Source organism: Caballeronia sp. LZ043 (genome assembly GCF_031451075.1).
In the GTDB taxonomy this organism is placed as follows: Bacteria; Pseudomonadota; Gammaproteobacteria; order Burkholderiales; family Burkholderiaceae; genus Caballeronia.
This window is the reverse complement of sequence record NZ_JARUXT010000001.1, coordinates 1,134,870-1,160,131: the sequence shown is the minus strand read 5'-3', so window position 1 is coordinate 1,160,131 and position 25,262 is coordinate 1,134,870. Positions and strand designations below refer to the sequence as shown.

The window sequence follows — 25,262 nt, the reverse complement described above, 5'->3', positions numbered from 1 at the left end:
CGGCGCCCATGACCTCCTCCACTCATCCAGCAGGCGCACGGCACACGTTCATGCGGGCGCTCGCCGACTGGGCGCGCACCGACGGGCTCGCCTGGATCTACATCTTCAAGGCCGTGCTCGCGGCGCTGCTCGCGTTGTGGCTCGCGATGCGCCTCGACATGCAGCAGCCGCGCACCGCGATGACCACGGTGTTCGTCGTGATGCAGCCGCAAAGCGGCATGGTGCTCGCGAAAAGCTTCTACCGTTTCTGCGGCACGATGGTCGGCCTCGTCGTGATGATGGTCTTCATCGGTCTGTTCGCGCAGCAGCCGGTGCTGTTCCTGTCGGCCACCGCGTTGTGGGTCGGCATCTGCACGGCGGGCGCGGCCCGCAACCGCAACTTCCGCTCGTACGGCTTCGTGCTGGCGGGCTACACGGCGGCGTTGATCGGCATCCCGGCCGCGCAGCATCCGGACGGCGCGTATCTGTCGGCGCTGACGCGGGTCGGCGAAGTGACGCTCGGCATCCTCTGCTCGGGCGCGGTCAGCGCGCTGATCTTTCCGCAGCACGCGGGCGAACAGGTCCGCACCACCGTACGCCGCCGCTTCACGCAATTCGTCGATTACGTGTGCCGCGCGATGTCCGGCGCCATGCCGCGTGCGCAGATCGAGCGGACCAACCTGGCGTTCGTCGCGGATATCGTCGGCTTCGAGGCGGCGCGCAGCGTCGCGGTGTTCGAGAATCCGGAATCGCGCAGGCGCGGCGGCCGGCTCGCGCGGCTGAACAGCGAATTCATGAACGCCTCGACGCGCTTCCACGCGCTGCATCAGTTGATGAACCGGCTGCGCGAGAACGCATCGGTGACCACCATCGCCGCGCTCGAACCGTTCTTTCGCGAAGTGCCGCCGCTGTTCTCGATCGCGGGCGAGCCGGTGCGCAACGCCGCCGACGCCGCACAAGCCGCCACGCAGTTGCGCGCCTACCGGGCCGCGTTGCCGCCACGCGTGCGCGCGGCGCGCGCCGGCGTCGACACGCATCCGGACTTCGTGCCGCTCGAATTCGACACGGCCACCGAACTGCTCCATCGCTTCGTCGACGACATGCTCGCCTACGCCGAAACCTATGCGTCGCTGAGCGCGCCGTCGCACGAACGCGAGCGCTGGGTCGCCCGCTATGTGCCGCGCACCAACCTCTTCGCGGCGGCCGTGTCGGGGCTGCGCGGGGCGGTCGTCATGTTCGCGCTGTCGGCGTTCTGGATCGGCACGGCCTGGCCGAGCGGCGGCACGATGGTCCTCAACGCGGCCGCCGTGTGCGCGCTGGCGTCGTCGTCGCCGCGGCCCGCGCTGATGTCGGCGCAGATGGCGGCCGGCACGCTGCTCGCCGCGCTGGCCGGCATGGTAGTGGTCTTCGGCGTGTTCCCGCATGTGGACGGCTTTCCGATGATGTGCGCCGCGCTCGCCCCCGCGCTCATGTTCGGCGCGTATCTGAGCACGCGGCCCCGGTTCGCGGGCGCGGGCATCGGCTACTGCATCTTCTTCTGTTTTCTTGCGGGCCCGGACAATCTCGTCCACTACGATCCGACCGGCTTCATGAACGACGCCCTCGCACTGGTGCTGTCGATGATCGTCGCCGCGATCGCCTTCGCCGTGCTGCTGCCGACCGATGCGCCGTGGCTGCGCAAGCTGCTGCTCGCCGACCTGCGCCGTGAAGTGGCGCACGCGCGCCGTGGCCGCCTGCCGCGCATCAAGACGCACTTCGAGAGCCGCACGCGCGACCTGCTCGCGCAGATCAACGCCATCGCGGCCGGCCGTGCCGACTTGCAGCGCGACGCGCTGCAATGGCTCTTCGCGGTGCTCGAATTCGGCAATGCGGTGATCGACCTGCGGCACGAACTCGCGGCTTCCGAAAGCGATGCTCCGATGCAGTGGCAACGCCAGGTCGAGGCGACGCTCGATGCCGTCGCGCGGCTGTTCGAACGTCCGGGTCCGCAACGCTTCGACACCACGCTCGCCGCCACCGCGCGTGCAATCCAGGAAGTGCAGGCGGCGTCCGAAAACCCGCGCCAACTGCGGCGCGTGACAAGTCATCTGCATCTCATCCGTACCGCGCTGCTCGACCCCGAAGCACCGTTCGCACGACACGCGTCGGTTGATCCAGCCACACCCGAAGGAGCGCCCCATGTTCCCGCGTAACGTCGCGATCCTCGAAGCCTATGTGCCGACGATCCTGCTGCTCTTCATCGCCGGCGCGGTGCTGACGTGGTTCATCGACCGCGTGCTGGCGCTGACCGGGCTGTATCGCGTGGTCTGGCATCCGGCGCTGTTCCGCGCGAGCCTGCTGGTCTGCATCTGCGGGACGCTCGGGCTCGTGGCGTATCGCTGAGCTAGCCGTTCAAACCTTCAACCCAGTCCAGAGAGTTGCATCATGGTTCTCAGAAAGATCATCGGCCTCGTGCTGACCCTCGCGATGTTCGCGGTGGCGCTCGTCATCGGGCGCGTGCTGTGGGTCCACTACATGGATGAGCCGTGGACCCGCGACGGCCGCGTGCGCGCCGATGTCGTCAACGTTGCGCCGGACGTGTCGGGCGCGGTCGTGCAGTTGCCGGTGCGCGACAACCAGTTCGTCAAGAAGGGCGACCTGCTGATGGAGGTCGATCCGTCGCATTACCGGATCGCCGTCGAGCAGGCGCAGGCGAACGTGGCGGCGCGCGCCGCCGAATTGCGCATGCGCCGCGCGGACGCCGCGCGCCGCGCCGACATGGACAGTCTCGTCGTCTCGAAGGAATCCCGCGACAACGCGCAACAGACCGCCTCGACGGCGGCGGCGCAGCTCCAGCAGGCCCAGGCCGCGCTCGATGCCGCGCAGCTCAATCTCGAACGCACGCGGGTGGTGTCGCCGGTGGACGGCTACGTGACGAACCTGAACGTGTTTCGCGGCGACTATGCGACGGCGGGCACGGCGAAGCTCGCGATCGTCGACAGTCACTCGTTCTGGGTCTACGGCTACTTCGAGGAAACCAAGCTGCCGCACGTGCGCGTGGGCGACCGCGCGTCGATCCGCCTGATGAGCGGCGGCGAACTGCAGGGCCACGTGGAGAGCATCTCGCGCGGCATCTATGACCGCGACAATCCGCAGAGCCGCGAACTGCTCGCCGACGTCAATCCGACCTTCAACTGGGTGCGGCTCGCACAGCGCGTGCCGGTGCGCGTGGGTATCGATCACATCCCGGACGGCGTGCTGCTCTCGGCCGGAACGACGGCCACCGTGGTGATCGCGCCATCCATGTAAGGCCGCGCAGTGCGCAGTCCTCGCTGACCGCCATGCCGATTGTGATATTGGTGATGAGCTACCCGGACACGGCAGACTCAAGCGGAGGATGCGATGAAACGAGGACCGTTCAGCGAGGCAGGCAGGAGACGGCGCCGCATGTTCCTGAGCCGCGCGCACGTGGCGCTGGCCGCGGCCGGCACGCTGGCGGCGTGTTTCGGCATCGGCATGGCGATCAACGGCGGACTGGAGTTCAACCGGACCAAGGTGTTCACGGGCGTCGGGATCATCGCGGTATCGACCGTGCTGTATATCTCGATGCTCTTCGTCAAGGACGATCCCGCGCCGCCGGAACAATGACCGGCGACGGTCTTGCCCATTGCTCCCGTGTCAGGCAAGCGTCGCGAGCGTGGCATCGGTCGTATCGACGACCATCAGGCCCGCGCGCAATCCCGGCTTCACCTTCGGGTTCGGAAACACGATGCGCTCTTCGTCGTGTGAAACCGTGTAGCGATAATCGCCGTCCCGGGCCAGTTCCGTGCCCGCTGCGAACGCGGTGAAGTTCGGCACATCGCCGGCTACGTTCAGCACGAAATGCTCGCTGCGCTTGTCGATCTGCGCGACCACGCTGAATACGCGCAACGACGCCTCCCCTGCCGCTGAAGCGGCTGCCGGCGCGCCCGCCAGCAAGCGGCGCAGCGCGGCATCCGCCGCCGTGAAGCGCGTCAGGTCGTTCTGCCCGAACGGCCGCACCTTGCCGAGTTCCAGCGTGCAGGCCAGCGCGCCCGCATGCTGCGCGGTGAACTGCGTGAACGTATGACCCTTCTCCCGATGCAGCAGCACGGCCTGGAGACGCGCGTCGCGCAGCAAGTCGAACATCGCGCGCGCGGGCGGCGCGCCGGTGTACGGCAGCAACGCGAACTGCTCGAACACCGAGGCGCGGATCGCCGTATGCATGTCGATGTGCCACTTGTCGTGCGCGGCGTCCGCGAAGAAAGCCAGCGCCGCTTGTTCCAGTTCCACCGCGCGCGGCGCTTCACGGCTGGCGCCGAACTGCGCGTGACGGCCGCCGAAGAGCCGGTTCAGATCGTCGTCGGCATAACGCTCGCCCGCGCGCATCGCGCCGATGTTGCCCAGAATCACCAGCAGCCGCGCAGCCAGCGGCGCGCGGCCGCTTGCGACATCCGCCACGAGCCGCGTCAGCAGTTCGATCGGCGCGGTTTCGTCGCCGTGAATGCCCGCCGAGGCAAGCACGCTATGCGAAGGCGCATGCTCCGGTTCGAGGCGCAGCACGCCGTCTCCCAGCCACGTCCAGCGCACGCCCGAGGCCGTCGTGCCGGCGTGCGTCGCGGGTACGCCGTTGCCGAGCGTGAAGCCGAGAAAATCGTCGAGCATGCGCGAAGCATCAGCGCTGGAAATCATAGAGGGCACCCAGTCCGAGGATGGTCGTCAGTTCGTCGAGCGCCGTACGCGACTCGACGAGCAACTGTGGATCGGCGAGATCGGCCGGCGCGAGGCGATCGCGGTAATGCCGCTCGATCCACGCGTCGAGCCGCGCGAACAGCGCGTCGTTCATCCACGCGTGCGGGTTCACGGCCGCGCGCTCGGCCTCGTTCAGCACGACGCGCAAGCGCAGGCAGGCCGGGCCGCCGCCGTTCTTCATGCTCTCGCGCAGGTCGAAGACGAGCACCTCGTCAATGGGCGTCGAGCGCGCCGCGAGCCCGTCCAGATAGGCCGCCACGCGCGCATTCTCGCGGCATTCCTGCGGCACCACCAGCACTTGCCGTCCATCCGCCGCCGACAGCAACTGGCTGTTGAACAGGTACGACGTCACCGCGTCCTCGACGCTCACTTCGTCCGCCGGCACTTCGAGCGCGGTGAACGTGGCGCCGCGTGCCTGGAGCCGCGTGCGCAGCGCGTCATACACCGCGTGCCGATCGACGAAGGCCTGCTCATGGCAGAACAGCGTCGTGAGATTGCCCACCGCGATCACGTCGTTGTGGAACACGCCGGCATCGATCACATCGGGCGACTGTTGCGCGAACACGGCCGCGTCGGCGTCCAGGCCATGCAGGCGCGCCACCGCGCGGCTCGCCTCCAGCGTCTGCCGCGCCGGGTAGCGCCGGGGCTGCGGACCCGCGCCATACTCGCTGCGGCCATACACGAAGAACTCGACGCCCGGCGCGCCGTACGCGCTGGCGAAGCGCGTATGGTTCGCCGCGCCCTCGTCGCCGAGCGCGGGCGTTCCAGGCAACGCGTGATGTATCTGGAAGTGCGCGTCATCGGCGAAGATCGCGCCGAGCGAACGGCGCGTCTCGTCATGCTCGATCGCGCGATGCAGTTTCGCCGCCAGATTGGCCGGCGTGAAATGCACGCGGCCATCGGCGGTGTCGGCGGACGGACTCACGGTCGCCGCGTTCGCGGTCCACATCGCCGACGCCGAGCTCGCCGCCGCCAGCAGTTCGGGCGCTTCGCGCGCCGCGCGGGCGATCACGCTGGCGTCGTCGCCCGAGAAGCCCAGCGCGCGCAACAGCCGCACTGAAGGCCGTTCGAGCGGCGGCAGCACGCCTTGCCGGAAGCCCGCGTCCGCGAGGCGCTTCATCTTGCGCAGACCCTGGCTGGCTGCGGCCTTCGGATTGGCCACCGACTTCTCGTTGCTGCGCGACGCGACATTGCCGAAGGACAGTCCGGCGTAGTTGTGCGTCGGGCCGACCAGCCCGTCGAAATTCGCCTCGTAAGCCTTCGGCGCTTCTTTAGGTGCCTCTTTCGATGCCTGCATCATGAATCCTTCGCGATGACCGCTTGCCGTGCCGGAACTTCGCGCGACATGGCGCGTGACACAAAACTCAAAACCGCATGCCCGGCGACAGGCTCGCGGGCATCTGGAGCTGCGCGCTCTCCACCGATGCCATCGGATACGAGCAGTAGTCCGCCGCGTAGAACGCGCTCGGCCGCTGATTGCCCGACCGCCCGATGCCGCCGAACGGCGCCGCCGACGATGCCCCATTGGTCGGCCGGTTCCAGTTGACGATGCCCGCGCGAATCGTGCGCTGGAAGTGCGTCCACGCGTGTTCGTCATCGGCGAGCAGGCCGGCGGAGAGACCGTAGGCGGTGTCGTTGGCGCGCTCGATGGCTTCGTCGAAGCTGCGGTAGCGCGTGATTTGAACCAGCGGGCCGAAGTGCTCTTCGTCGGGCACGTCGCGCGCCTGCGTGACATCGAGAATCGCCGGCGTGACGAAGCCGAGATGCGCGTCGCGTTGCTGCATCGACAGCACGGGCACGGCGCCCGCCTCGACGAGGTGCCGCTGAGCCTCGACGAGCCGCGCCGCCGCGCGCGCCGAAATCACCGCGCCCATGAACGGCTGCGGCTCCTCGTCATAGGCGCCGACGCGCAAGTTCGCGCTCACTTCAGTGAAGCGGTGCAGGAAGCGTTCGCCGAAGGCATCGTCGGGGACGAAGAGACGCCGCGCGCACGTGCAGCGCTGGCCCGCCGACAGGAACGCCGATTGAATCGTGTGATGCACGGCGGCGTCGATGTCTTCCACCGGCGCGACGACGAGCGGATTGTTGCCGCCCATCTCGAGCGCGAGCACGATCTCGGGCCGGCCGCCGAACTGCTTGTGCAGCAGCGTGCCGGTGTCGGAGCTGCCAGTGAAGAACAGGCCGTCGATCTGCCGGTGATTGGCGAGCGCCACGCCCGTGTCCTTCTCGCCTTGCACGAGATTGAGCACGCCCGCGGGCAACCCCGCCTGGATCCACAGCGCGACGGTCGCGGCCGCGACGCCGGGCGCGAGTTCCGACGGCTTGAATACCACCGCATTGCCCGCGATGAGCGCCGGCACGATATGCCCGTTCGGCAAATGCCCCGGAAAGTTGTACGGCCCGAACACGGCAACGACGCCGTGCGGCCGATGCCGCAGCACCGCGACGCCATCGGCCATCGGCGCGCGCTTTTCACCGGTGCGTTCGTGATAGGCCTGCACGGAGATATCGACCTTGGCTGCCATCGAGGCCACTTCCGTGCGCGCCTCCCACAAGGGCTTGCCGGTTTCGCGGCCGATCGCGTGCGCCAGTGCGTCCTTGTTCTCGTTGAGCAGCGCGGCGAAGCGCTTCGCGATCGCCACGCGTTCGTCGAATGCGCGCGCGGCCCACGCGGGAAACGCGCGCCGCGCCGACGACACCGCGCGCTCGACATCTTCCGCCGACGCGCTGTTGCCCTGCCAGACGCTTTCATCGGTGCCCGGATTGCGCGAGCCGAATGCCGCGCCCCGGCCTTCCTGCCAGTCACCGTCGATATACAACTGATTCGAAATTTCCATGTCGTGTCTCTGTCATCGGGATCGCGAAGCCGAACTCAGCACGCGCACCGCGTCGCCTTCCTTCACGCGCAAGGCTCCTGCTTCGTCCGCCGTCAGCAGGAACGTGCCGCCCTGCACCACGCCGACGGTCGCGCCGCAGCGGAAGTCATCCAGCAGCGTGTTGGACACGAGGCTCTTCACATCGTTGTCCGTGTCCGGGCGCGTGCCGATATGCACGCTCGCCAGCACACTTTCACGCACCGTGCGCAAGTCGCCGATATGGCACTCGAGCACCGGACCGGCGTCGAAGATATCGACGTGATTCTCATAGCGCAGGCCTTCCGCCTCCAGCATCTTGCGCGCGGGCGCGGTGTCCTTGTGCGTCACGCCGACCGCGCGCTGCGCGGCGTCGGGCAGCAGGTCGAGATACACCGGATAACGCGGCATCAGTTCCGCCACGAACGACTTCTTGCCGTGCGAACTGAGGTAATCCGCTTCGTTGAAATCGATCTGGTAGAAGTGCGAACCCACCGCGTTCCAGAACGGCGACTCGCCGTTCTCGTCGAAATGGCCGCGCAATTCGGCGCACAGGCGCTGCGGAAAGCGCTCCGTGAACTGCGCGATGAACATGAAGCGCGAGCGCGACAGCAGCCCGCCCACGCCCGCCGTCCGATAACGCGGGCTCAGGAACAGCGAGCACACCTCCGCATAACCGGTCAGGTCGTGCGACATGTTGAGCAGCGCCATGCGCGTCCATACGCCCATATCCTTGCTGGCATGCACGACCGTCGATACGCGATAGTTGTAGAACGGCTGCTCCAGCCCGACTTCCGTTTCGATGCCGCATACGCCCGCTACGTCGCCCGTCGCGGTGTCTTCCATCACGAAGAAGTAGCCCGCTTCGAAGGGCGCGGCCGAGCCTTCCAGCGTGCGGCGCGCGCGTTCGACGCGCGCGGCCAGCGCCGCGCGGTCCGGCTTGAAGGTGGTCAGCCCGGGGCCTGTTTCCTGGGCGAGCGCGAGCAATGCGTCGACGTCGCCCGGCTGCGTGCAACGCACGACGATCATGGCAATTCTCCCGAGGCCTGGTGCAAGGGCACGCAGCGCACCGTGTCGCCGTCGCTGACGCCGAGTGCCGCGCGCGCCGCCGCCGTGAGCGCGGCGCCGTCGGCGCGCGTGCCGCTCAGCCGCGCGATCACGCAGCGAAACGCATGCGCGCCGCCCGCCGCGACGAGATACGGCGCGCCCGCGCCATCTTCCGGGCCACGCTCACGCACCGCGCGCAGTTCGCCGGAACTCGCCGACGCGCTCTTGTCGACCGCAATGGTCAGCACCGGGCCCGCGTCGAAGATATCGACGTAGCGGTCCGGCTCGAAGCCTTCTTCGAGATGGATGTCGTAGGCGAGCAGCGTATGTTCGTTGGGTTCGCCCAGCACGCGCTGCGCGTCCGCGGGCAGCAGCGGCACATAGAGCGGATAGCTCGGCATCACCTCGGCGATGAACGTGCGGCTGCGTCCGCCCGAATCCGCTTCCACCTGTTCGAAGTCGCGTCCGAAGAACTTGCGGCCGACCGCATCCCAGAACGGCGACGCGCCCGCGTCGTCGGTGACGCCCAGCATCAGCGAGAACACTTCAGTCGAGAAGCGCCGCGGATTCGCGGCGATATAGATCATGCGCGCCCGCGACAGCAGATGCGCGGCCGCGGCGTTGTCTTCATCGCGCAACGATGGATCGATGTAGAAGCCGGTCAGACGGCTCTTGCCGGTCAGTTCGTGCGACATGGTGAGCGCGTGGATCTTGCGGTTCACCTTGAGCTCGCGCGATGCGTGGATCAGCGCATCGTTGCGGAACGCGTGGAACGGCTCGGCATAACCCGCCGACGCGACGATGCTCGAGGTCCCGAGCAGCCGCTTCGTTTCGGACTCTTCGAGCACGAAGAGATAGAACTCCTCGCCGGGAAACTCGACTTCGGCGCGGAACGAATCTTCCGAGAGCGCGACGCGCGGCTCCAGCGCGCGCCGCTCGCGCGGCAGCGAGTGCAGCACCGGTTGCGCGGCGCGCGCCATGCGTTCGAGTTCGTCGAGATCGGCGAGTCTGGCGGGTCGGACGAAGAGCATCATCGGGTCCCGGGGTTCACTTGACCGCCGCCGCACTGACCACCTGCTCCAACGCCCGGCCGATGCGCGCGAAACCTTCGTCGAGATCGGTCATCGGCATGATGAGCGAGGGCGCGAAGCGCAGCACGTTCGGCCCGGCGATCAGCATGATGACGCCGTTCGCTGCGGCCGCGTTCAGCACATCCTTGGCGCGGTCGCGGTAGGCATCGTTCAGTTCCGCGCCGATCAGCAGGCCGCGGCCGCGAATCTCCGTGAAGAGGCCGAAGCGTTCGTTGAGCCGCGCGAGATGCGCCTTGATCGCCCGGCTGCGTTCGTGCACGCCTTCGAGCAGTTGCGGATCGCTGATCAGCTCGACCACCTTTTCCGCGATCGCCGCGCCCAGCGGATTGCCGCCGTAGGTCGTGCCATGCACGCCCACCTTGAAGTGCGCGGCGATGGCGTCGGTCGTCAGCATCACGCCGATCGGGAAGCCATTGCCCAGCGCCTTCGCGCTCGTGAGGATGTCCGGCGTCACACCGTACTGCATGTACGCATAGAAGCTGCCCGTGCGGCCGACGCCGGTCTGCACCTCGTCGAAGATGAGCAGCGCGCCGTGCTGATCGCACGCGTCGCGCAGACCTTGCAGGAAGGCCGGATCGGCCGGCAACACGCCGCCCTCGCCCTGCACCGGTTCGACGATCACCGCGCAGGTCTTCGGGCCGATCGCCGCGAGCGCGGCCGGCAGATCGTTATAAGGCAGATGGCGGATGCCCTGCGGCTGCGGGCCGAAGCCTTCGGCGTACTTCGGCTGGCCGCCGACGCTCACCGTGAAGAACGTGCGTCCGTGAAACGACTGCGTGAACGAGATGATCTCGATCTTGTCGTCACCGTGCTGGTCGATGGCATGACGGCGCGCGAGCTTGAGCGCCGCTTCGTTGGCCTCCGCGCCCGAGTTGGCGAAGAACGCGCGATCCGCGAAGGTCAGGTCGGTCAGGCGCTTCGCGAGACGCAGCACCGGCGCGTTGGTGTAGCCGTTGCCGATGTGCCAGAGCTTGTCGCCCTGTTCGTGCAGCACCTTGAGCAGTTCCGGATGGCCGTGGCCCAGCGCCGTCACCGCGATGCCGCCGGCAAAATCCACGTAGTCGCGTCCGTCCGTATCCCACACGCGCGAGCCGCGCCCCCGGTCGGGCACGAAGTTGGCGGGCGCGAACACCGGCACCATGACCTCGTCGAAGGTCGCGCGATTCACATTGATCTCGGTCATGAGCCACTCCTCTTCAGGTTCCGCATCGGTATCAGGTTCGATATTAGGCAATCGCGCGGGTTCCGTCTTGCGCGTTCGCGACATGCTTCCACCGCTTTGCCCGTCTACTCACGCAGCGCCCGGCGGCTCGATCAGTGCGCCGCCGCGCGGTTCGTCGGGCGTGCCGCGCTGTTTCTCGATCCAGTTGCGGCGCTCCTCGCGCGGCGTCACGCCGAATCGGTCGCGGTAGGCGTTCGAGAAATGCGCCGCCGACGAAAATCCGCACGCCAGGCTGATCTGCACCACCGATTTGTTCGTGCGCTGCAATTGCGTGCGCGCCTTCGTGAGCCGCAAGTTGAGGTAGTACTTTGACGGCATCGCCCCGAGATATTGACGAAACAGCCGCTCCAGCTGCCGCCGCGAGATGCCGGCGAGACTGGCGATCTCGTCGGTGGTGAGCGGATCCTCGATGTTGGCCTCCATCAGCTGGAGCGCGTCGTTGAGGCGCGGATGCCGTTCGCCGGGCGCGGTGACGAAGGGAATGCGCTGGCGCTCCGTGCCCGCGCGCAACACGCCGATGCCCAGCGAATCCGCGATGCGTTCCGCGAGATCGGGGCCGTGATCGCGCGAGATCATCGCCAGCATGAAGTCGATGCTGGCCTGTCCGCCTGTGCACGTGGCACGGTCCCGGTCGATTTCGAAAATCTGCTGGCTGACGATCGCGCGCTCGAATTGCTCGGTGAACTGCTGGTAGGTTTCCCAGTTCACCGCGACGCGATACTGCGCGAGCTGTCCGGCCATCGCGAGCCACCACACGCCGTGATGAATGCCGCTCACGAGCGGCGTGCGCGGCGCCACCCGCGCGAGGCTGGCGAGAAACAGCCGGTAGTCGGCGAACTGCTGGTAGCGCTCCGTGACGACGATCAGCCAGTCGCAGCGGACGGTGTCGTTGAAGGCGCCGTCGGCGGGCAGTTGCGCGCCGCCCGACAGCGGCACCGGACGGCCGTCCCAGGAACAGATGCGCCACTCGTAGAGGCGATGCCCGTCGATTTCGTTGGCGAGCGCAAGACTGTCGATGATCGGCGCAATGCCGCTCATCGAGACCGGCGCGAGCGCAACGATGGTCACCTGCCGCGGCGCGCCGGCCCCATTCGCCACGTTATTTGAGGCTGCCCGACAGGAACTGGCGCAGGCGCTCGCTCTTCGGCGCCGTGAGCACGTCCGCGGGCGCGCCTTCCTCTTCGGTGCGGCCCTGATGCAGGAACATCACGTGATTCGACACGTTGCGGGCAAAGCCCATTTCATGCGTGACGACGATCATCGTGCGGCCCTCTTCCGCGAGCCGCTGCATCACCTTCAGCACTTCGCCGACGAGTTCCGGATCCAGCGCGGACGTGGGTTCGTCGAACAGCATGACATCGGGATGCATCGCCAGCGCGCGTGCAATCGCGACGCGCTGCTGCTGCCCGCCCGACAGATGCGACGGATATTGTTTCTCGACGCGCGGCGGCAGTCCCACCTTTTCCAGATACTCGCGCGCACGCTCTTCCGCTTCCTTTTTCGACACGCCGAGTACGTGGCTAGGCGCTTCCATCACGTTCTCGATGGCCGTCATGTGCGACCACAGGTTGAAATGCTGGAAGACCATCGCGAGCTTGGTGCGCACGCGCTGCAACTGCTTGTGATCCGCGACTTCGAGATTGCCGGTCTTGTCGGCTTTTGTGCGCACCGCTTCGCCATCGACGATGATGCGCCCCGCGTTGGGCCGTTCGAGAAAGTTGATGCAGCGCAGGAACGTGCTCTTGCCCGAGCCGCTCGCGCCGATGATGCTGATCACGTCCCCGGCTTTCGCGGCGAGCGAGACGCCCTTCAGCACTTCGTTGTCGCCGTAGCGCTTGTGAATGTCCTCGGCGACGAGCTTGGTCGCAACGTCCTTGACGGTGGGCTCCAACGCGTTCTCCTCGAGTGATGACAGGGTGTGGTGCATGGGATCGGATTCTACCGCCCGCTGCGGCGGCTGATGCGATGGCTGATGTGGCGGCTCATGCGCGGCGTGTCCGCACCGCGCCGGCCGGCCGCAGATACGCGAGCCAGCGCCGCTCCGCGTGCCGGAACGCCGCCACCAGCGCGAACGAAATCGCCACGTAGAGCAGCGCCGCCACGCCGAACGATTCGAATGACTGATAGGTTGCGGAATTGGCGTCGCGCGCGACCTTCAGGATGTCCGGCACGGTCGCGGTGAAGGCAACCGTCGTTGCATGCAGCATCAGGATCACTTCGTTGCTGTACAGCGGCAACGCGCGGCGCAAAGCGGACGGCAGGATCACGCGCCGGTACATCGTGAAGGTGCTCATGCCGTAGGCGCGCGCGGCTTCCACTTCAGCGTGCGGAATCGCGCGGATCGCACCGGCGAAGATCTCGGTCGTATAGGCGCAGGTGTTGAGCGCGAACGCCAGGATCGCGCAATTGAAGCCGCTGCGAAAGAACGCCTCAAGCAGCGACTGCGTCCGCACGAACTCCAGGCTGTACATGCCGGTATAAAGCAGCAGCAGTTGCACATAGAGCGGCGTGCCGCGAAACACGAAGGTGTAGAGGCGCACCGGCGTCGCCAGCCAGCGGTTACGCGATACCCGCGCGCACGCCAGCGGCACCGCCGCGCAGAAGCCGAGCGCCAGCGACGTCGCCAGCAGCCACAGCGTCACGACGAGACCCGACGCGCGCAGGCCGTCGGAATAGAGGAAGGGGCGCCAGTATTCGGCGAAGATCTGGATCATGGCTTGGCGCTCGCGGACGGGATCGGCGGGTTCAAAGTTCGGCGTGACGCACGCCGGTCGAATAGCGCCGCTCGAGCAGCGTCAGCACGACGTTCGACGCGCTCGTGATCGCGAGATAGATCAGCGCCGCGACCAGGATAAAGAAGAACATGTGGAAGGTGCTCTTGCCGGCATCCTGCGCGGCCTTGACGATGTCCGCGAGACCGATGATCGACACCAGCGCCGTCGCCTTGACCAGCACCTGCCAGTTGTTGCCGATGCCCGGCAACGCGAAGCGCATCATCTGCGGAAACAGGATCCGGCAGAACACGCGCAGGCCATTCATGCCGTAGGCGCTGCCCGCCTCCAGCTGGCCGCGCGGCACGGCGAGAAAGGCGCCGCGGAAGGTCTCGGCGAAATACGCGCCGTAGATGAAGCCGAGCGTTATGACGCCGGCCGTGAAAGGATCGATGTCGAGCTGGTCCCAGCCCAGTGCGTCGGTCAGATGGTTCAGCGCGATCTGGATGCCGTAGAACAGCAGCAGCATCAGCACGAGGTCGGGCACCGCGCGGATCAGCGTCGTATAGGCGGTCGCGATGCCGCGCAACGGCGCATGCCGGGAGAGTTTCGCCGCCGCGCCCACGAGGCCGAGCAGCACCGCCACTGTCAGGGAGAGCAGCGCGAGCGCCAGCGTCTCTTTTGCGCCCGCCCACAGGAGCGGACCGAAACCATGCAGGACCACGAGCCGCCTCCTTCGATGAATGGAATGGCGGCGATGCTCTCAGGACGGCTTTATTTGCTCAAGGCGGCAGGCGGTTGCGTGCTGCGACGCAACATGCAACGCCCGGGGCGGGCTGCGGCCGCGCGCCCCCGTCGAAACGCATGGCCTTATCGCGACAGACAGGAAAACCCGCAGCACCGCCGCCGACGAAAAATGCGCTTTTCAGGTCGCATTTCCGATAGCGGACGGCGCGCGGCTCAGGCTTACTTGCCGACCAGGGCGCGCAGATGCTGCGCGACTTCACCGTTGGCCACGGCGATTTCCGGGCTGTCCTGCAGCAAGGGCAGGAACTGCTCCGCGAAGGCCGGATCGCGCGTACCGGCCCGGAACATGCCGAGCACGGCCTTCGCATGCTCGATACGCATTTCCGGCGTGGCTTCGCTGTCGTCGAGGACATCGTCGATGGCGGCGATCAGCGTCGAGAACGGCGCAAGCCAGCGATACGCCGAACCATTGATCACGATCTGCAGGAACTCGCCCGGCGACACCGCGCCGAACTCGGCCTCGTGCCGCGCGCGCAGATGCGCGAGCACGCTGCGATGAAGCGCGAGCAGCGGATGGCGTACGTCGCGCAGAAAAGCGGTGGCGGCTTGGTCGGTGATGGCGGTCATGGCGGGCCTCGTCGTAGGAGTTGCGCTTCAGTTGCGTTTCAGTTGCGTTTCAGGAAGCTCCCTAAGTAAGGCCGTTTTGCCCGCGATCAAGCACCCCGCGTGCGGCCCGCGTAGCGGATGAATTCGGCCGCGGTCAGCGGCGGCGAGAACAGCCAGCCCTGCCCGAACTGCGCGCCGCGCGCATGCAGATAGGCGGCCTGCTCCTCGCGCTCAATGCCCTCGGCGATCACCTGCACCTCGAGCGTCGCCGCCATGTCGATGATGTGCGAGGCCACACTGCTCGACGCCGCATCCTGCCCGACCGTATCGACGAAGGACTTGTCGATCTTCAAGCCGTCGACGCGGAAGTTCTGCAAGTGCGACAGGCTCGAATAGCCGGTGCCGAAATCGTCGAGATAGACGGCGTGGCCCGCGTGACGGAACGCGCCGATGACTTCCTTGGCGGCATCGGCGTCGAGAAAGCTGCGCTCGGTCGCCTCGATGCGGATCTGCCCCGGCCGCACGCCCTGCCGCGCGAGCGCCGGGCCGAGCACGTCGAGGAAACGGTGCGTCGTCAGGTCGGGCGCGGAGAGATTCACCGACACGTAGTACTCGCGATAGCGCCGCAGAAAGTCGCCGAGTTCGAGCAGCACGGTATCGAGCACCTGGTCCGTGATGGCCTGGATCAGCCCGCGATGTTCGGCGAGCGGAATGAAATCGTCCGGCCGCACGATCCGGTCGTGGTACTTCCAGCGCACCAGCGCCTCCGCCCCGACACAGCGGCGCGTGGCGAGTTCGACGATCGGCTGATACGCGACGATGAACTGATGGCGCCGCACGGCGTCGCTCAGCTGGCCGCGCGGCGAGAGCCTGCGGAGGATGAAATACGCCGCCCAGCCGGCCACCAGCAAGCCCGCCGCCACGCCGCCCAGCAGCCAGCCCCACGGCAGTGTGCGCACGCGCTGGCGCCACGGCTGATGCGGGGCGCTGACGACGACCGCCAACGGCATCGAGGCCGAGCGCCGCACCACGTAGGGCGAACAGTCGCGCACGGGCGGCGCGGTCCGGTACACGGCGAGGACGGCGGCGGTGGCGGCGGCATCGGCGGCGGGCGCGCTGGCGATCACGCGGCTCACCTCCGTATTGATGACCGCGACGCCTTCCACCGGCGCGGCGGGCGCGCCATGGCTGTCCACGTACAGCGCGGGATCGGCGGCGATATAGAAGCCGTCGCGCCCCATGACCAGCGACGCCTTGCCGCCCGGCAGCCGCGCGAGGCCGTACCACGCGAGCATGCCGTCGCGCGAACGCCAGTCCGGCGGCGGCAGCATCAGACCGCCGGTGACGCCGTCGAGCGCGCCTACCGACACCGCGCCCAGCAGCGAGGAACATTGCCAGCGGCCGTCCCGGTCATAGGCGCCGGCATCGCGCACCTGCGCATGCGTGAGTGCGATGCGCCGCAGTTCGGTCAGATACGGCCGCGAGCACGGCGCCGCCGACACCCGGCCGATCTCGCCGAGCGCGCCGGAGAGGTGCTGGGTGAGATCCTCGGCGCGCCGCAGCGTGGCATCGGCGAACAGGTTGAGACGCCTGGTTTCCTCGAGCCGCTGGCTGCGCTGGGCGAACAGAAAGCCGATGCCCGCCGGCGCCAGCGCCGCAATCACCACGATGACGATCAGAAGCGCCGCCAGCGCCCCACGTTGAGTGTTGTTCATTGCGTGTTATGGTCCGCGGCGCGAGGCAGGCGACTCGCGCGCGTTTTCTCGTTCCCCGACGACAGTGAAACGACGCATCCCACGCCGTCACCGCGCAGTCCCGGACAAACGACTTAGTGTAGGGGGCGCGCCCAGCCGCGTTCAACGATTTCTTTGCCCGAAAGCACACCGTTTTGGTGGGTTTCCGCACGGCTCCCCGGCCCTTTTTTTGCCGTGGTCACGCCATGCGAGAATCGCCGGTGCGAAATTCTCCTTTTTTGCACTGATCTCTGCCCGCCATGGCTCAAGACCCACCCTCCTCTCCGCTCGTGCGCGACGCCGCGTCCGCCGACTTCGACGGCATCGCCCGGATCTATGCGCATTACGTCGAGCACGCGCTCGCGACCTTCGAGGAAGTGCCGCCGTCCGCCGACGAATTGCGCACCCGCCACGCGGCCATCGCGGCTGCCGGCATGCCGTATCTGGTCGCCGAACTCGATGGCGTGATCGCGGGCTATGCCTACGCGTCGGCCTACCGGCCGCGCTCGGCGTACCGGCATACCGTCGAGGATTCGGTTTATGTCGCCGCCGGCTTTCACGGGCGTGGCGTCGGCCGGGCGCTGCTCGGGGCGCTCGTCGAACGCTGCGAACGCGGGCCGTGGCGGCAGATGATCGCGGTGATCGGCGACAGCGGCAATGCCGGATCCATCGCGCTGCACGCGCGGCTCGGCTTCGAGCATGCGGGCGTGTTGCGCGACGTCGGCTTCAAGCATGGCCAATGGGTCGATACCGTGCTGATGCAGCGCGCGCTCGATCCGCTTCCGCAGCCCGCCGCGCAACCGCCCGCGCACAGCAGCTAAGATTCGAGCTTTACGTCCCGCGCGCTTCCAGCCTTGCCGACTTACACCCTCGCCTCCTCCGTCAGCGCGGAAATCGATATCCGCAAGAGCCGTTTCATCGCGTGCGCCATTCCCGTGGCCAATCGCGACGAAGCCATGCGTGAACTCGACGGCCTGCGGGCCACGCATCCCGGCGCGACGCATGTCTGCTGGGCCCTGCTCGCCGGCGGCCAGTCCGGCATGTCCGACGACGGCGAGCCCTCCGGCACCGCCGGCCGCCCGATTCTCGAAGTGCTGCGCCATCACGAAGTGGACGGCGTGCTGGCCGCGGTCGTGCGTTACTACGGCGGCATCAAGCTGGGTGCGGGCGGTCTCGTGCGCGCCTACACCGACGCGATCGCCACCGCGATGCAGCAGGCCGAGCGCGTGGAGCGGGTCGAGCGCGGGCTGATCGGCATCGAGCTCGACTACGCCGACGAAGCGCGTGTGCGTCGCTGGATCGAGCAGCATGAGGCGGAACTCGTCGAGAGCGCGTACGGGATGACGGTGCGCCTCGTCGTGCGCATGGCCGCCGCCGCGCGTGAACCGGCGGCGCTCGAACTGCGCGATCTGACCAACGGCCGCGCGGGCATCGAGGTACGGACGTGACGGAGCCGGCCGCGGAGCCACGCGCCTTTGCCCTTGTCATAGAGCCGGATGGACACCTGGTCGCCGTCAGGGAGAACGAGAGTCTGCTCGAAGCCGCGCTGCGCGCCGGCTTGTCGCTGCCGCGCTCATGCCGCAACGGCACATGCCGCGCGTGCATGTGCCGGCTTGTCGATGGCGCGGTGTCGTATCGCGTCGACTGGCCAGGGCTGACAAAGGAGGAAAAGGCGCAGGGCTGGATCCTGCCCTGCGTGGCGCTGCCGCACGGCGACGTGACGATCCATCAGCCCGACACCCGCATGGCCGTCCCGGACACGCGCCCCGTGCGCCGGCGCGGCTTCTGACCCGGGTTTGTCGGTATTGTCGTCTTGAATCAACGATCTACGATTGGATTCCCGGAGCCGGCAGAGGAAGAATCCACGCAAAGGGCGTGCAGAACGGCTCTCAAAAAGTGTACAATTGCGCTTTGCCCAAAATTCTGGCAGGGCCAGATCAACCGAGATTTCAATGACTAAAGTTCTGCTGAAAGAAAACGAACCGTTTGATGTTGCAATGCGCCGCTTCCGCCGTACCGTCGAGCGTACGGGCCTGATCCAGGAACTCAAGTCGCGCATGGCTTATGAAAAGCCCACCACCGAGCGCAAGCGCAAGAAAGCTGCTGCTGTTGCTCGCCTGCGCAAGCAGATCCGCCGCGCACAACTGCCGAAGAAATTCTATTGATCGATTGCGGGGCCCTGCCCGCATCGGTTCATATCAGTTCGGCATCGCCGCCTGAGTTCGATCGGGTCGCGGTTTCGCGCAGAGAAGGTTGCGCGGAAGCTCGCGGAGTGACGCACAATCTGGTGCGCCCCGGTCGATAGAGGTGGGCAAGATTGCTCAAAGCCTGCATGAGTGAGTGCTCATGCAGGCTTTTCGTGTTTCCGGGGCGGGTGTTGTTGAGAGAAGGTGTGCTCGGCTGCGCGGACGAGGCGTGGGTCCAACCCTGGGTTCACCCTCCGGGTCCATCCCCCGGGTCCATCCCCCGGGTCCATCCCGTACGGGACTCGACTCGATGTGCAGGAAACGGACGCACAAAAGCAAAGAGCCCGGCTTGACCGGGCTCTTTGCTTGACGATTTGGTTGCGGGGGTAGGATTTGAACCTACGACCTTCGGGTTATGAGCCCGACGAGCTGCCAGACTGCTCCACCCCGCGTCTGATGAATTAAATTATAGACTGAAGCGGCGATCGGAGTCAAACATTCTTTGCGTTCAGCGATATCGGAGCAGGCGCAAGCGATTCGCGTCGGCTTGCCGCCTGTGTCGCCTGCTGATGCGCCCTCGACAGCTTGCCCAGCAACGGCAGCAGCGCAATGGCCACCACCGCTCCGCCGGCCGCCAGCCATCCCAACCCGAAGAACAAGTGCGTATAGAGCGGCAGCGACTGCGCCGCATCGAGATTGCCGGCCGGCATGCGCGCGAAGTTGGCGACGACACTGCCGAGATACTGCGACACGCCCGTCGCGACGAAAAACGCGCCCATCATGAAACCGCCCATGCGCGCCGGCACGTACCGCGCGATCATCGCGAGTCCCAGGCCCGAGACCAGCAGTTCGCCGAACGAGTACAGCCCGTAGCCGGCCACCATGAACCACGACGAGACCCGCCCTTCCACCGCGTAGCGCCCGCTCAGACCGAACACGAAGAAGCCGATGGCCACCACCACGAAGCCCAGCGCGTACTTCGCGGCCACCGGCATGTCGCGTCCGCGCCGGGCCTGACGCGCATACACGAAGGCGAGCAGCGGGCTCAGCACCATGATCCAGATCGGGTTGAGCGCCTGGAACTGGGCGGCGCTCCAGGTGAACAACGCGATGCCGCCGATCGAGAACGCCGGGTCGACGTTGCGCAGCGCGAACAGCGTGAGCGACGTCGACATCTGCTGGTAGAAGACGAAGAACAGGATCACCTGGAGCGTCAGGATCAGCGCGGCGATCAGGCCGGCGCGCTCGCTGCGGTCGCAGGTCTTGAGCATGAAGCCGAAGATCGCCAGGATCGCGACGCCCGCCGCATACACGCAGGCCACCGCGACCTGCTTGTGCTGCAGGATGAAGACGGTCGAAGCGGCCAGCGCAAGCGATCCCGCGATCACTGCGAACACGCGCGACCCGCGCAGCGGTTCGTCATCGGGCGCCGAGCCGACGTGTGCAAGCGACCGGCGCAGCAGCGCGAAATTGAGCAGTCCGAGCAGCATGCCGCCGCAGCACACGGCGAATGCGGCGTGCCAGCCCCAGTGATCCTTGATCCACGGCGTGGCGAGCATCGAGAACGTCGAGCCGATATTGACCGCCATGTAGTAGATGGTGAAGGCGCTGTCGATGCGCGCATCGTCGCCTTCGAAGATGCGGCGCACGAGGTTCGCCGCGTTCGACTTGAACAGCCCGTTGCCGACCACGATCACGCCCAGCGACGCATACATGAAGCCCAGCGTGTCCACCGGCAGCGCCAGCATCAGATAGCCGCACGCGAGCACGATCGCGCCCGCGATCATCGTGCGGCGCGCGCCGAGCACCTTGTCGCCGATCCAGCCGCCGATCGACGGCGCCGAAAACACCAGCGCGGTGAAGGCGCCCCAGGTCAGGTTGGCGTGATCGTCGGCGAAACCGATCTTGTCGATCATGAACAGCACGAGCAACGCGGCCATCCCGTAATAGCCAAAACGCTCCCACATCTCGATCAGGGAGACCGTCGTGAATGAACGTGTCTGCGATATTGAAGTCTGCGTTATTGAACGTGTCTGCGACGTGCCAGGCGATGAGTTAATCATGAGCAAGAAAATCCTTCGAACAGCGAGGGGTGAGACGGCCGGATGAGAGTCGTCTTCTTCGGCAGAAAACACGGCAATACATGAGCACCGGTTTTCACAGCGATGATGAATGCGTAACGGAAGAATCAGCGTAGACGCAGAACCCGTGATTATCGCAAATCATGGAGGGTAGCCGCCGCGGGAAGAATGACAATCCGCAAAGGGCGTAACAGAGAAAATCGGGGATTGATGCGTGCACAGCGCACGGCGCAGGCGCGCCGAACGTGTGGAGAGGAAGTATTCATCGATCGTCCATTGCCACATCGTTTTACGAACTTATCGCACAACGATGATCTCGGCGTCTCGACGCACTCAAAAGGATCGCTTTCGGGCGCGTCAGTTGATTTAAGTCAATCGCAAGGTTATTGCGACTGACGAGTGCCGGATTTTCCGGTTATTCGTGCATGCGGTCACTCGGGAATAGCCCTGACATATAAACCTTCTTTTATTCGCAATAACCGGATGTGATAATCGAAAAAATGCAGTCGTCATAAAAGAACATAATCAGGCGGCCGGCCGTCGAACGAATGCCAGCATGCCGCCGAAACCGATCATCAACGCACCGCTGATCCGGTTGAACCAGGCGAAGCCGCGCGCGCCCCGCGACATCGAGCCGAGCCGCGCCCCCAGCAGCGCGTAGATGAAAATGGCCACGAGTTCGAGCCCCAGGAAGGTGGCGCCGAGGATCGCGAAGCTGGTCGCGTAGGCGCTTCGGCCCACGAACTGCGGAAAGAACGCAGTGAATACCAGAATGGCCTTCGGATTGCCCGCGGCCACCCAGAACTCCTGTTTCGTCAGTCGCGCGATGCTCGCCGTACGCGGCACGCTTTTTGGCTCCGTCGCAAGCAGCGCCGGTCCCGAACGGAGCAGTTTCACGCCGATCCACACGAGATACCCCGCTCCCGCGAACTTGATCGCCGTGAAGAGCGTCTGCGAGGCCAGCAACAGCGCGCCGAGCCCCAGTCCGGCGATGGCGATCATCACCGCGAAGGCGGCGAGCCGTCCGAACGATGCGCGCACCGACGTGCGCACGCGGCCGCGGGCGCCGTTCGACAGCGACAGCACGTTGTTCGGCCCGAAGGCCATGTTGATCGCGAAGCAGGCGGGCAGGAAGACGAAGAAGCTTTGCAGCGACATGGGACACCCGCGAGACGGACGGATTGAAACCGTCAAGCTAGCACGCGCGCATCCTGCCCGCGAAAGCATCAGAAGCGATGCCGGATGCCCGTACCGATCATCAGTTGATTGCGCCCGCTCGACGGATCGTTGGTATTGATCACCGCCGGCGCATTCGAGGACGCGCGCTGATAGATCGACTCCAGATACACGTCCGTGCGCTTGGAGAGCAGATAGTCGACCTGCAGCGCGCCTTCGTGCCAGTGCGCGCCGCCGCCATTCGTGTAGACGTACATGCCGGCCAGCATGATGGCCGGCGTCAGCTTGTAGATGCCATTGATTTCGTAGTTGTTGAGCCCGAGCGAGGGGACCAGGTCGCCGCTGTCGGCATCGATGACGCCGGAGTTGATCGCGCGCGAGAACGCTCCGCTCAGCGTGAATTCGCCCAGCTCGTAACTTATGCCGACGCCAAAGGTGTTCTGCTGCTGGACGTTCGCGGTGAAGACGCTGCCCTGGGTGGTACCGGGCAGCGCGAGGGCTTCGTAGGCGCCGGTCGTCGTGTTGCCGCGGCCGTTGTTGTGCAGATAGGCCGCGCCGGCATTGAACGAGCCGAGCGAATAATTCGCACCGACGCTGTACGCGCGGTTGTCCGAGAACGCGCCCGCCTCGTTGGAAAACGCGTACAGCCCGCCGAAGCTGAAGCCGCCATAGGAAGCGCTTGTGTACTTGACCGAATTCGATGCCAGGAACGAGTTGTTGGCGTTGTCGTTGTCGAGCAGATGCGCGAAGGCCGTGCCGCCGATGTTGCCGGTCAGCGTGAAGGTCTGGAAATAATCGTGGATGGAATCGTACTGACGGCCGAAGGTGACCGTGCCGAGCCGGTCCGAGCCAATGCCGACGTAGATCGGATGATCGTTGAGGCCTTCGCCGGTCGCGACCGACAAGCCGCGTTCGAGACGGAAGATCGCCCGCGCGCCCCCGCCGAGGTCTTCCGAGCCCTGCAGGCCCCAGTAGCTGCCGTCGATGGTGCCGGTGGTCAGCCGATACTGCGAATGGCCGCCGACGTTGCTGGTCCAGGCCAGTCCTGAATCCAGTTCGCCATACAGTTGCACCGAACTTTGCGCCCAGGCGGCGCAGGGCACGCCGAGCAAGGACGCGGCCACGGCCATGGAAACGGCTCGCACGGCCGCGAGCGGCACGAGTGGAGCATCTGCTTCGGAGCATGACGACACAGAGGAAGGCGGGCTTGGTCGGGTCGGCATGACAGTCTCCGTTGTTTCTCCGTTTGAGAAAGATTGTCAGTTTTGTGAAGAGGCTTGTCAGAAAAAAATCCGCGGTGACTGCATCTGTGTCCTGGAACCAACGAACAGTCGTGCAGCGCTTTTTTTTGTCTTGCCGATTCGTCGCGCTTGAGCCTATTCAGCCGATTGAGCCGATTGAGCCCGGCCGACGCCGCATCCGGCTTGCCGCTAGAATCGACACGCCCTTTCCTCACTCACCGACTCCGTCGAAGCCACCATGCCCTACCCGACTCGCGCCATCCTCACGGGCCACACACGCGGACTCGGCGCCGCGATAGCCGCTCAACTGCTGGCCCAGGATATCGAGGTGCTCGGCCTCTCGCGCACCGCCAATGCCGGGCTTGCCGCCCGCTATCCTGGAGCGCTGAGCCAGGTCGAACTGGATCTCGCCGACTTGTCCGCGCTCACCGGCTGGCTCGCGGGCGATACATTGATCCGCTTCATGGACGGTGCGCAACAGGTGCTGCTCGTCAACAATGCCGGCGTGCTTGCGCCGGTCGGCGGCCTTGCCGACCAGTCGCCCGCGCAGGTGGCGCGCGCGGTGAGCGTGAACGTGGCGGCGCCGATGATGCTGGCGGCGGCCGTCGCGGAGTGCGCCGCGCGTTCCGGCGGGCAGTCGCCGGATACGCGCATCGTCCATGTTTCGAGCGGCGCCGCGCGCAATGCCTATCCCGGCTGGAGCATCTACTGCGCGACCAAGGCCGCGCTCGATCAGCACGCCCGTGCGGTCGCGCTGGACGGCAGCCCGTTGCTGCGCATAAGCAGCGTGGCGCCGGGTGTCGTTGATACCGACATGCAGGCGGAAATCCGCGGCACCGGGCTCGACCGCTTTCCGCTGCGGGAACGCTTCGACGCCTTGAAACGCGACGGCCAGCTCGCGACGCCGGAAGACTCGGCTTGCAAGCTCGTTCAACATCTTCTGAGCGATACGTTCGGCAGTCACCCGACCGCCGATATCCGCGACTTGCCCTGACTGCGGAAGCCGCCTCTCAGGCGGCCGCGCCTGCCGCGGGCGGCCGTTCGAGCGCCGCGCGCGAGAGCGCGTCGGCGCGCTGATTGCGGGCACGCGGAAGCCACTGGATGCGCGCATCGCCGAGTTGCGCGAGAAGCGCGCGCGCCTGATGCGCGTGAGCCGCAAGCGCGCGAATGCCGGAGGCTTCAGCCGCGTTCACGTCATCGATCACCACGCGGCTGTCGCCGTGAATCACGATGCCCTGCGCCCGCTCGCGCAGCGCGGCTTCGAGCACCGCGATGAGGGCGCGATATTCCGCCACGCTGCTGTCGCCATGGCCGCACGCGGCGCTGATCTCCACCGTCCGGCCGCACGGCCCGACCAGCACTCCGCCGATCCCGAGCCGGCCCGGATTCGGCAGCGCCGAGCCGTCGAACCACGCGCGCCATGCGCCCGCGACACACTCAGGCTCGCGCACTTGCGCGGCGATCGATCGTTCGGCCCGGCGCATCTCGCGCTGGCGCCGCGCAGCTTCATCCTTGCGTTGGGTTGCACGGCGGGCATCGACGAGCGCCTGTACGGTCTCTCCGGCAGCGGCCTTGGTCAGCGTCCTGTACAGCGCCGCATGTTCGCTGATGGCCGCGCCCCGGGCGAGCCTGCGGCTTTGCATGCGTTCTCGTTTGTAGGCAACGGCCAGCAGTTCGTCGAAATCGATCATGAGACCCGGGCGAAATGAGCGAACGCCGAGCTTAGCAGACCCGGATGGGGCGGCCGTGCACTGCTCGTCCGTATGGGTACGGCTGTTGCTCACTCAATGCAGGACCGTCGCGCGCAGTCCAGGAGCCGCGGGAGGTCTGTCCGCAACTGA

The 25,262-nt window shown here is 66.5% G+C and carries 25 protein-coding genes and 1 tRNA gene; 9 read left to right on the top strand and 17 right to left on the bottom strand.

Going from position 1 to position 25,262, the window contains the following annotated elements:
* Positions 1-8: 8 nt before the first annotated feature.
* The 4 genes from QCE64_RS05120 to QCE64_RS05105 all read left to right on the top strand — a co-directional run bounded on the left by QCE64_RS05120 (position 9) and on the right by QCE64_RS05105 (position 3,606).
* A complete protein-coding gene (locus QCE64_RS05120) occupies positions 9-2,171 on the top strand; it encodes an FUSC family protein (protein WP_309915178.1) in 2,163 nt (720 codons plus the stop codon).
* Positions 2,158-2,361 (top strand): DUF1656 domain-containing protein, encoded by a 204-nt coding sequence (locus tag QCE64_RS05115; protein ID WP_309929693.1) that lies wholly within the window; start codon positions 2,158-2,160, stop codon positions 2,359-2,361. The genes QCE64_RS05120 and QCE64_RS05115 overlap by 14 nt, the downstream gene beginning before the upstream one ends.
* A gap of 42 nt (positions 2,362-2,403) precedes the next feature.
* Positions 2,404-3,267, top strand: coding sequence for an HlyD family secretion protein (locus QCE64_RS05110; protein WP_310002938.1), 864 nt, complete (start codon positions 2,404-2,406; stop codon positions 3,265-3,267).
* A 93-nt stretch (positions 3,268-3,360) separates the two neighbouring features.
* Positions 3,361-3,606 carry a hypothetical protein gene (locus QCE64_RS05105; protein ID WP_309807985.1) on the top strand — a complete coding sequence of 82 codons (246 nt, stop codon included), beginning with the start codon at positions 3,361-3,363 and terminating at the stop codon, positions 3,604-3,606.
* A gap of 30 nt (positions 3,607-3,636) precedes the next feature.
* Here the strand turns inward: QCE64_RS05105 and astE are convergent, their stop codons facing one another.
* The 12 genes from astE to QCE64_RS05045 all read right to left on the bottom strand — a co-directional run bounded on the left by astE (position 3,637) and on the right by QCE64_RS05045 (position 16,719).
* Entirely contained in the window at positions 3,637-4,668 is a 1,032-nt protein-coding gene (gene astE / locus QCE64_RS05100; RefSeq protein ID WP_310002936.1) for a succinylglutamate desuccinylase, read from the bottom strand.
* Positions 4,652-6,025, bottom strand: coding sequence for an N-succinylarginine dihydrolase (astB, locus tag QCE64_RS05095; protein ID WP_310002932.1), 1,374 nt, complete (start codon positions 6,023-6,025; stop codon positions 4,652-4,654). Before astB ends, astE begins: the two co-directional genes overlap by 17 nt.
* Positions 6,026-6,092: 67 nt before the next feature.
* The gene (astD, locus tag QCE64_RS05090) at positions 6,093-7,565 is read right to left on the bottom strand and encodes a succinylglutamate-semialdehyde dehydrogenase (protein ID WP_310002929.1); all 1,473 of its coding nucleotides are present in this window, start codon (positions 7,563-7,565) and stop codon (positions 6,093-6,095) included.
* A 12-nt stretch (positions 7,566-7,577) separates the two neighbouring features.
* The gene (gene astA / locus QCE64_RS05085; RefSeq protein WP_309915161.1) at positions 7,578-8,609 is read right to left on the bottom strand and encodes an arginine N-succinyltransferase; all 1,032 of its coding nucleotides are present in this window, start codon (positions 8,607-8,609) and stop codon (positions 7,578-7,580) included.
* On the bottom strand, positions 8,606-9,658 hold the full coding sequence (gene aruF, locus QCE64_RS05080; RefSeq protein ID WP_310002927.1) for an arginine/ornithine succinyltransferase subunit alpha: 1,053 nt from the start codon (positions 9,656-9,658) through the stop codon (positions 8,606-8,608). The genes astA and aruF overlap by 4 nt, the downstream gene beginning before the upstream one ends.
* A gap of 16 nt (positions 9,659-9,674) precedes the next feature.
* Positions 9,675-10,901: an aspartate aminotransferase family protein gene (locus tag QCE64_RS05075; protein WP_309929682.1), complete on the bottom strand. Its 1,227-nt coding sequence runs from the start codon at positions 10,899-10,901 to the stop codon at positions 9,675-9,677.
* A gap of 108 nt (positions 10,902-11,009) precedes the next feature.
* Positions 11,010-11,978 carry a GlxA family transcriptional regulator gene (locus tag QCE64_RS05070; protein ID WP_309919638.1) on the bottom strand — a complete coding sequence of 323 codons (969 nt, stop codon included), beginning with the start codon at positions 11,976-11,978 and terminating at the stop codon, positions 11,010-11,012.
* Between the two features lie 61 nt (positions 11,979-12,039).
* Positions 12,040-12,867 (bottom strand): ATP-binding cassette domain-containing protein, encoded by an 828-nt coding sequence (locus QCE64_RS05065; protein WP_309915156.1) that lies wholly within the window; start codon positions 12,865-12,867, stop codon positions 12,040-12,042.
* A 55-nt stretch (positions 12,868-12,922) separates the two neighbouring features.
* Complete coding sequence (locus tag QCE64_RS05060; protein WP_309915153.1) at positions 12,923-13,654, bottom strand: ABC transporter permease; 732 nt, start codon at positions 13,652-13,654, stop codon at positions 12,923-12,925.
* Between the two features lie 31 nt (positions 13,655-13,685).
* On the bottom strand, positions 13,686-14,375 hold the full coding sequence (locus QCE64_RS05055; protein ID WP_309915151.1) for a histidine ABC transporter permease HisQ: 690 nt from the start codon (positions 14,373-14,375) through the stop codon (positions 13,686-13,688).
* A 242-nt stretch (positions 14,376-14,617) separates the two neighbouring features.
* Positions 14,618-15,025 carry a hypothetical protein gene (locus tag QCE64_RS05050; protein ID WP_309929677.1) on the bottom strand — a complete coding sequence of 136 codons (408 nt, stop codon included), beginning with the start codon at positions 15,023-15,025 and terminating at the stop codon, positions 14,618-14,620.
* Between the two features lie 86 nt (positions 15,026-15,111).
* Positions 15,112-16,719 carry an EAL domain-containing protein gene (locus tag QCE64_RS05045; protein WP_309929675.1) on the bottom strand — a complete coding sequence of 536 codons (1,608 nt, stop codon included), beginning with the start codon at positions 16,717-16,719 and terminating at the stop codon, positions 15,112-15,114.
* A gap of 278 nt (positions 16,720-16,997) precedes the next feature.
* Here QCE64_RS05045 and QCE64_RS05040 point away from each other — a divergent pair, with 278 nt between their 5' ends.
* From QCE64_RS05040 to rpsU, 4 genes are all read left to right on the top strand, one after another.
* Positions 16,998-17,558 carry an N-acetyltransferase family protein gene (locus QCE64_RS05040; protein WP_310002925.1) on the top strand — a complete coding sequence of 187 codons (561 nt, stop codon included), beginning with the start codon at positions 16,998-17,000 and terminating at the stop codon, positions 17,556-17,558.
* A gap of 33 nt (positions 17,559-17,591) precedes the next feature.
* Positions 17,592-18,185, top strand: coding sequence for a YigZ family protein (locus tag QCE64_RS05035; RefSeq protein WP_310002922.1), 594 nt, complete (start codon positions 17,592-17,594; stop codon positions 18,183-18,185).
* The gene (locus QCE64_RS05030; RefSeq protein WP_404987295.1) at positions 18,182-18,526 is read left to right on the top strand and encodes a 2Fe-2S iron-sulfur cluster-binding protein; all 345 of its coding nucleotides are present in this window, start codon (positions 18,182-18,184) and stop codon (positions 18,524-18,526) included. Before QCE64_RS05035 ends, QCE64_RS05030 begins: the two co-directional genes overlap by 4 nt.
* Before the next feature lie 163 nt (positions 18,527-18,689).
* Positions 18,690-18,902, top strand: a complete 213-nt coding sequence (gene rpsU / locus QCE64_RS05025; RefSeq protein WP_006999077.1) for a 30S ribosomal protein S21 — start codon at positions 18,690-18,692, stop codon at positions 18,900-18,902.
* Between the two features lie 396 nt (positions 18,903-19,298).
* On the opposite strand, the gene QCE64_RS05020 is transcribed toward rpsU, so the two are convergent.
* The 4 genes from QCE64_RS05020 to QCE64_RS05005 all read right to left on the bottom strand — a co-directional run bounded on the left by QCE64_RS05020 (position 19,299) and on the right by QCE64_RS05005 (position 23,310).
* Positions 19,299-19,375: transfer RNA gene (locus tag QCE64_RS05020), tRNA-Met, on the bottom strand.
* A 39-nt stretch (positions 19,376-19,414) separates the two neighbouring features.
* Entirely contained in the window at positions 19,415-20,986 is a 1,572-nt protein-coding gene (locus QCE64_RS05015) for an oligopeptide:H+ symporter (protein ID WP_310002920.1), read from the bottom strand.
* Between the two features lie 543 nt (positions 20,987-21,529).
* A complete protein-coding gene (locus QCE64_RS05010) occupies positions 21,530-22,162 on the bottom strand; it encodes a LysE family translocator (RefSeq protein WP_310002918.1) in 633 nt (210 codons plus the stop codon).
* Between the two features lie 68 nt (positions 22,163-22,230).
* Positions 22,231-23,310, bottom strand: coding sequence for a porin (locus QCE64_RS05005; protein ID WP_310004149.1), 1,080 nt, complete (start codon positions 23,308-23,310; stop codon positions 22,231-22,233).
* Between the two features lie 349 nt (positions 23,311-23,659).
* Between QCE64_RS05005 and QCE64_RS05000 the strand changes: the two genes are divergently transcribed.
* Complete coding sequence (locus QCE64_RS05000) at positions 23,660-24,415, top strand: SDR family oxidoreductase (protein ID WP_310002915.1); 756 nt, start codon at positions 23,660-23,662, stop codon at positions 24,413-24,415.
* Between the two features lie 16 nt (positions 24,416-24,431).
* On the opposite strand, the gene QCE64_RS04995 is transcribed toward QCE64_RS05000, so the two are convergent.
* Entirely contained in the window at positions 24,432-25,112 is a 681-nt protein-coding gene (locus QCE64_RS04995) for a ribonuclease HI family protein (protein WP_310002913.1), read from the bottom strand.
* Positions 25,113-25,262 lie beyond the last annotated feature (150 nt).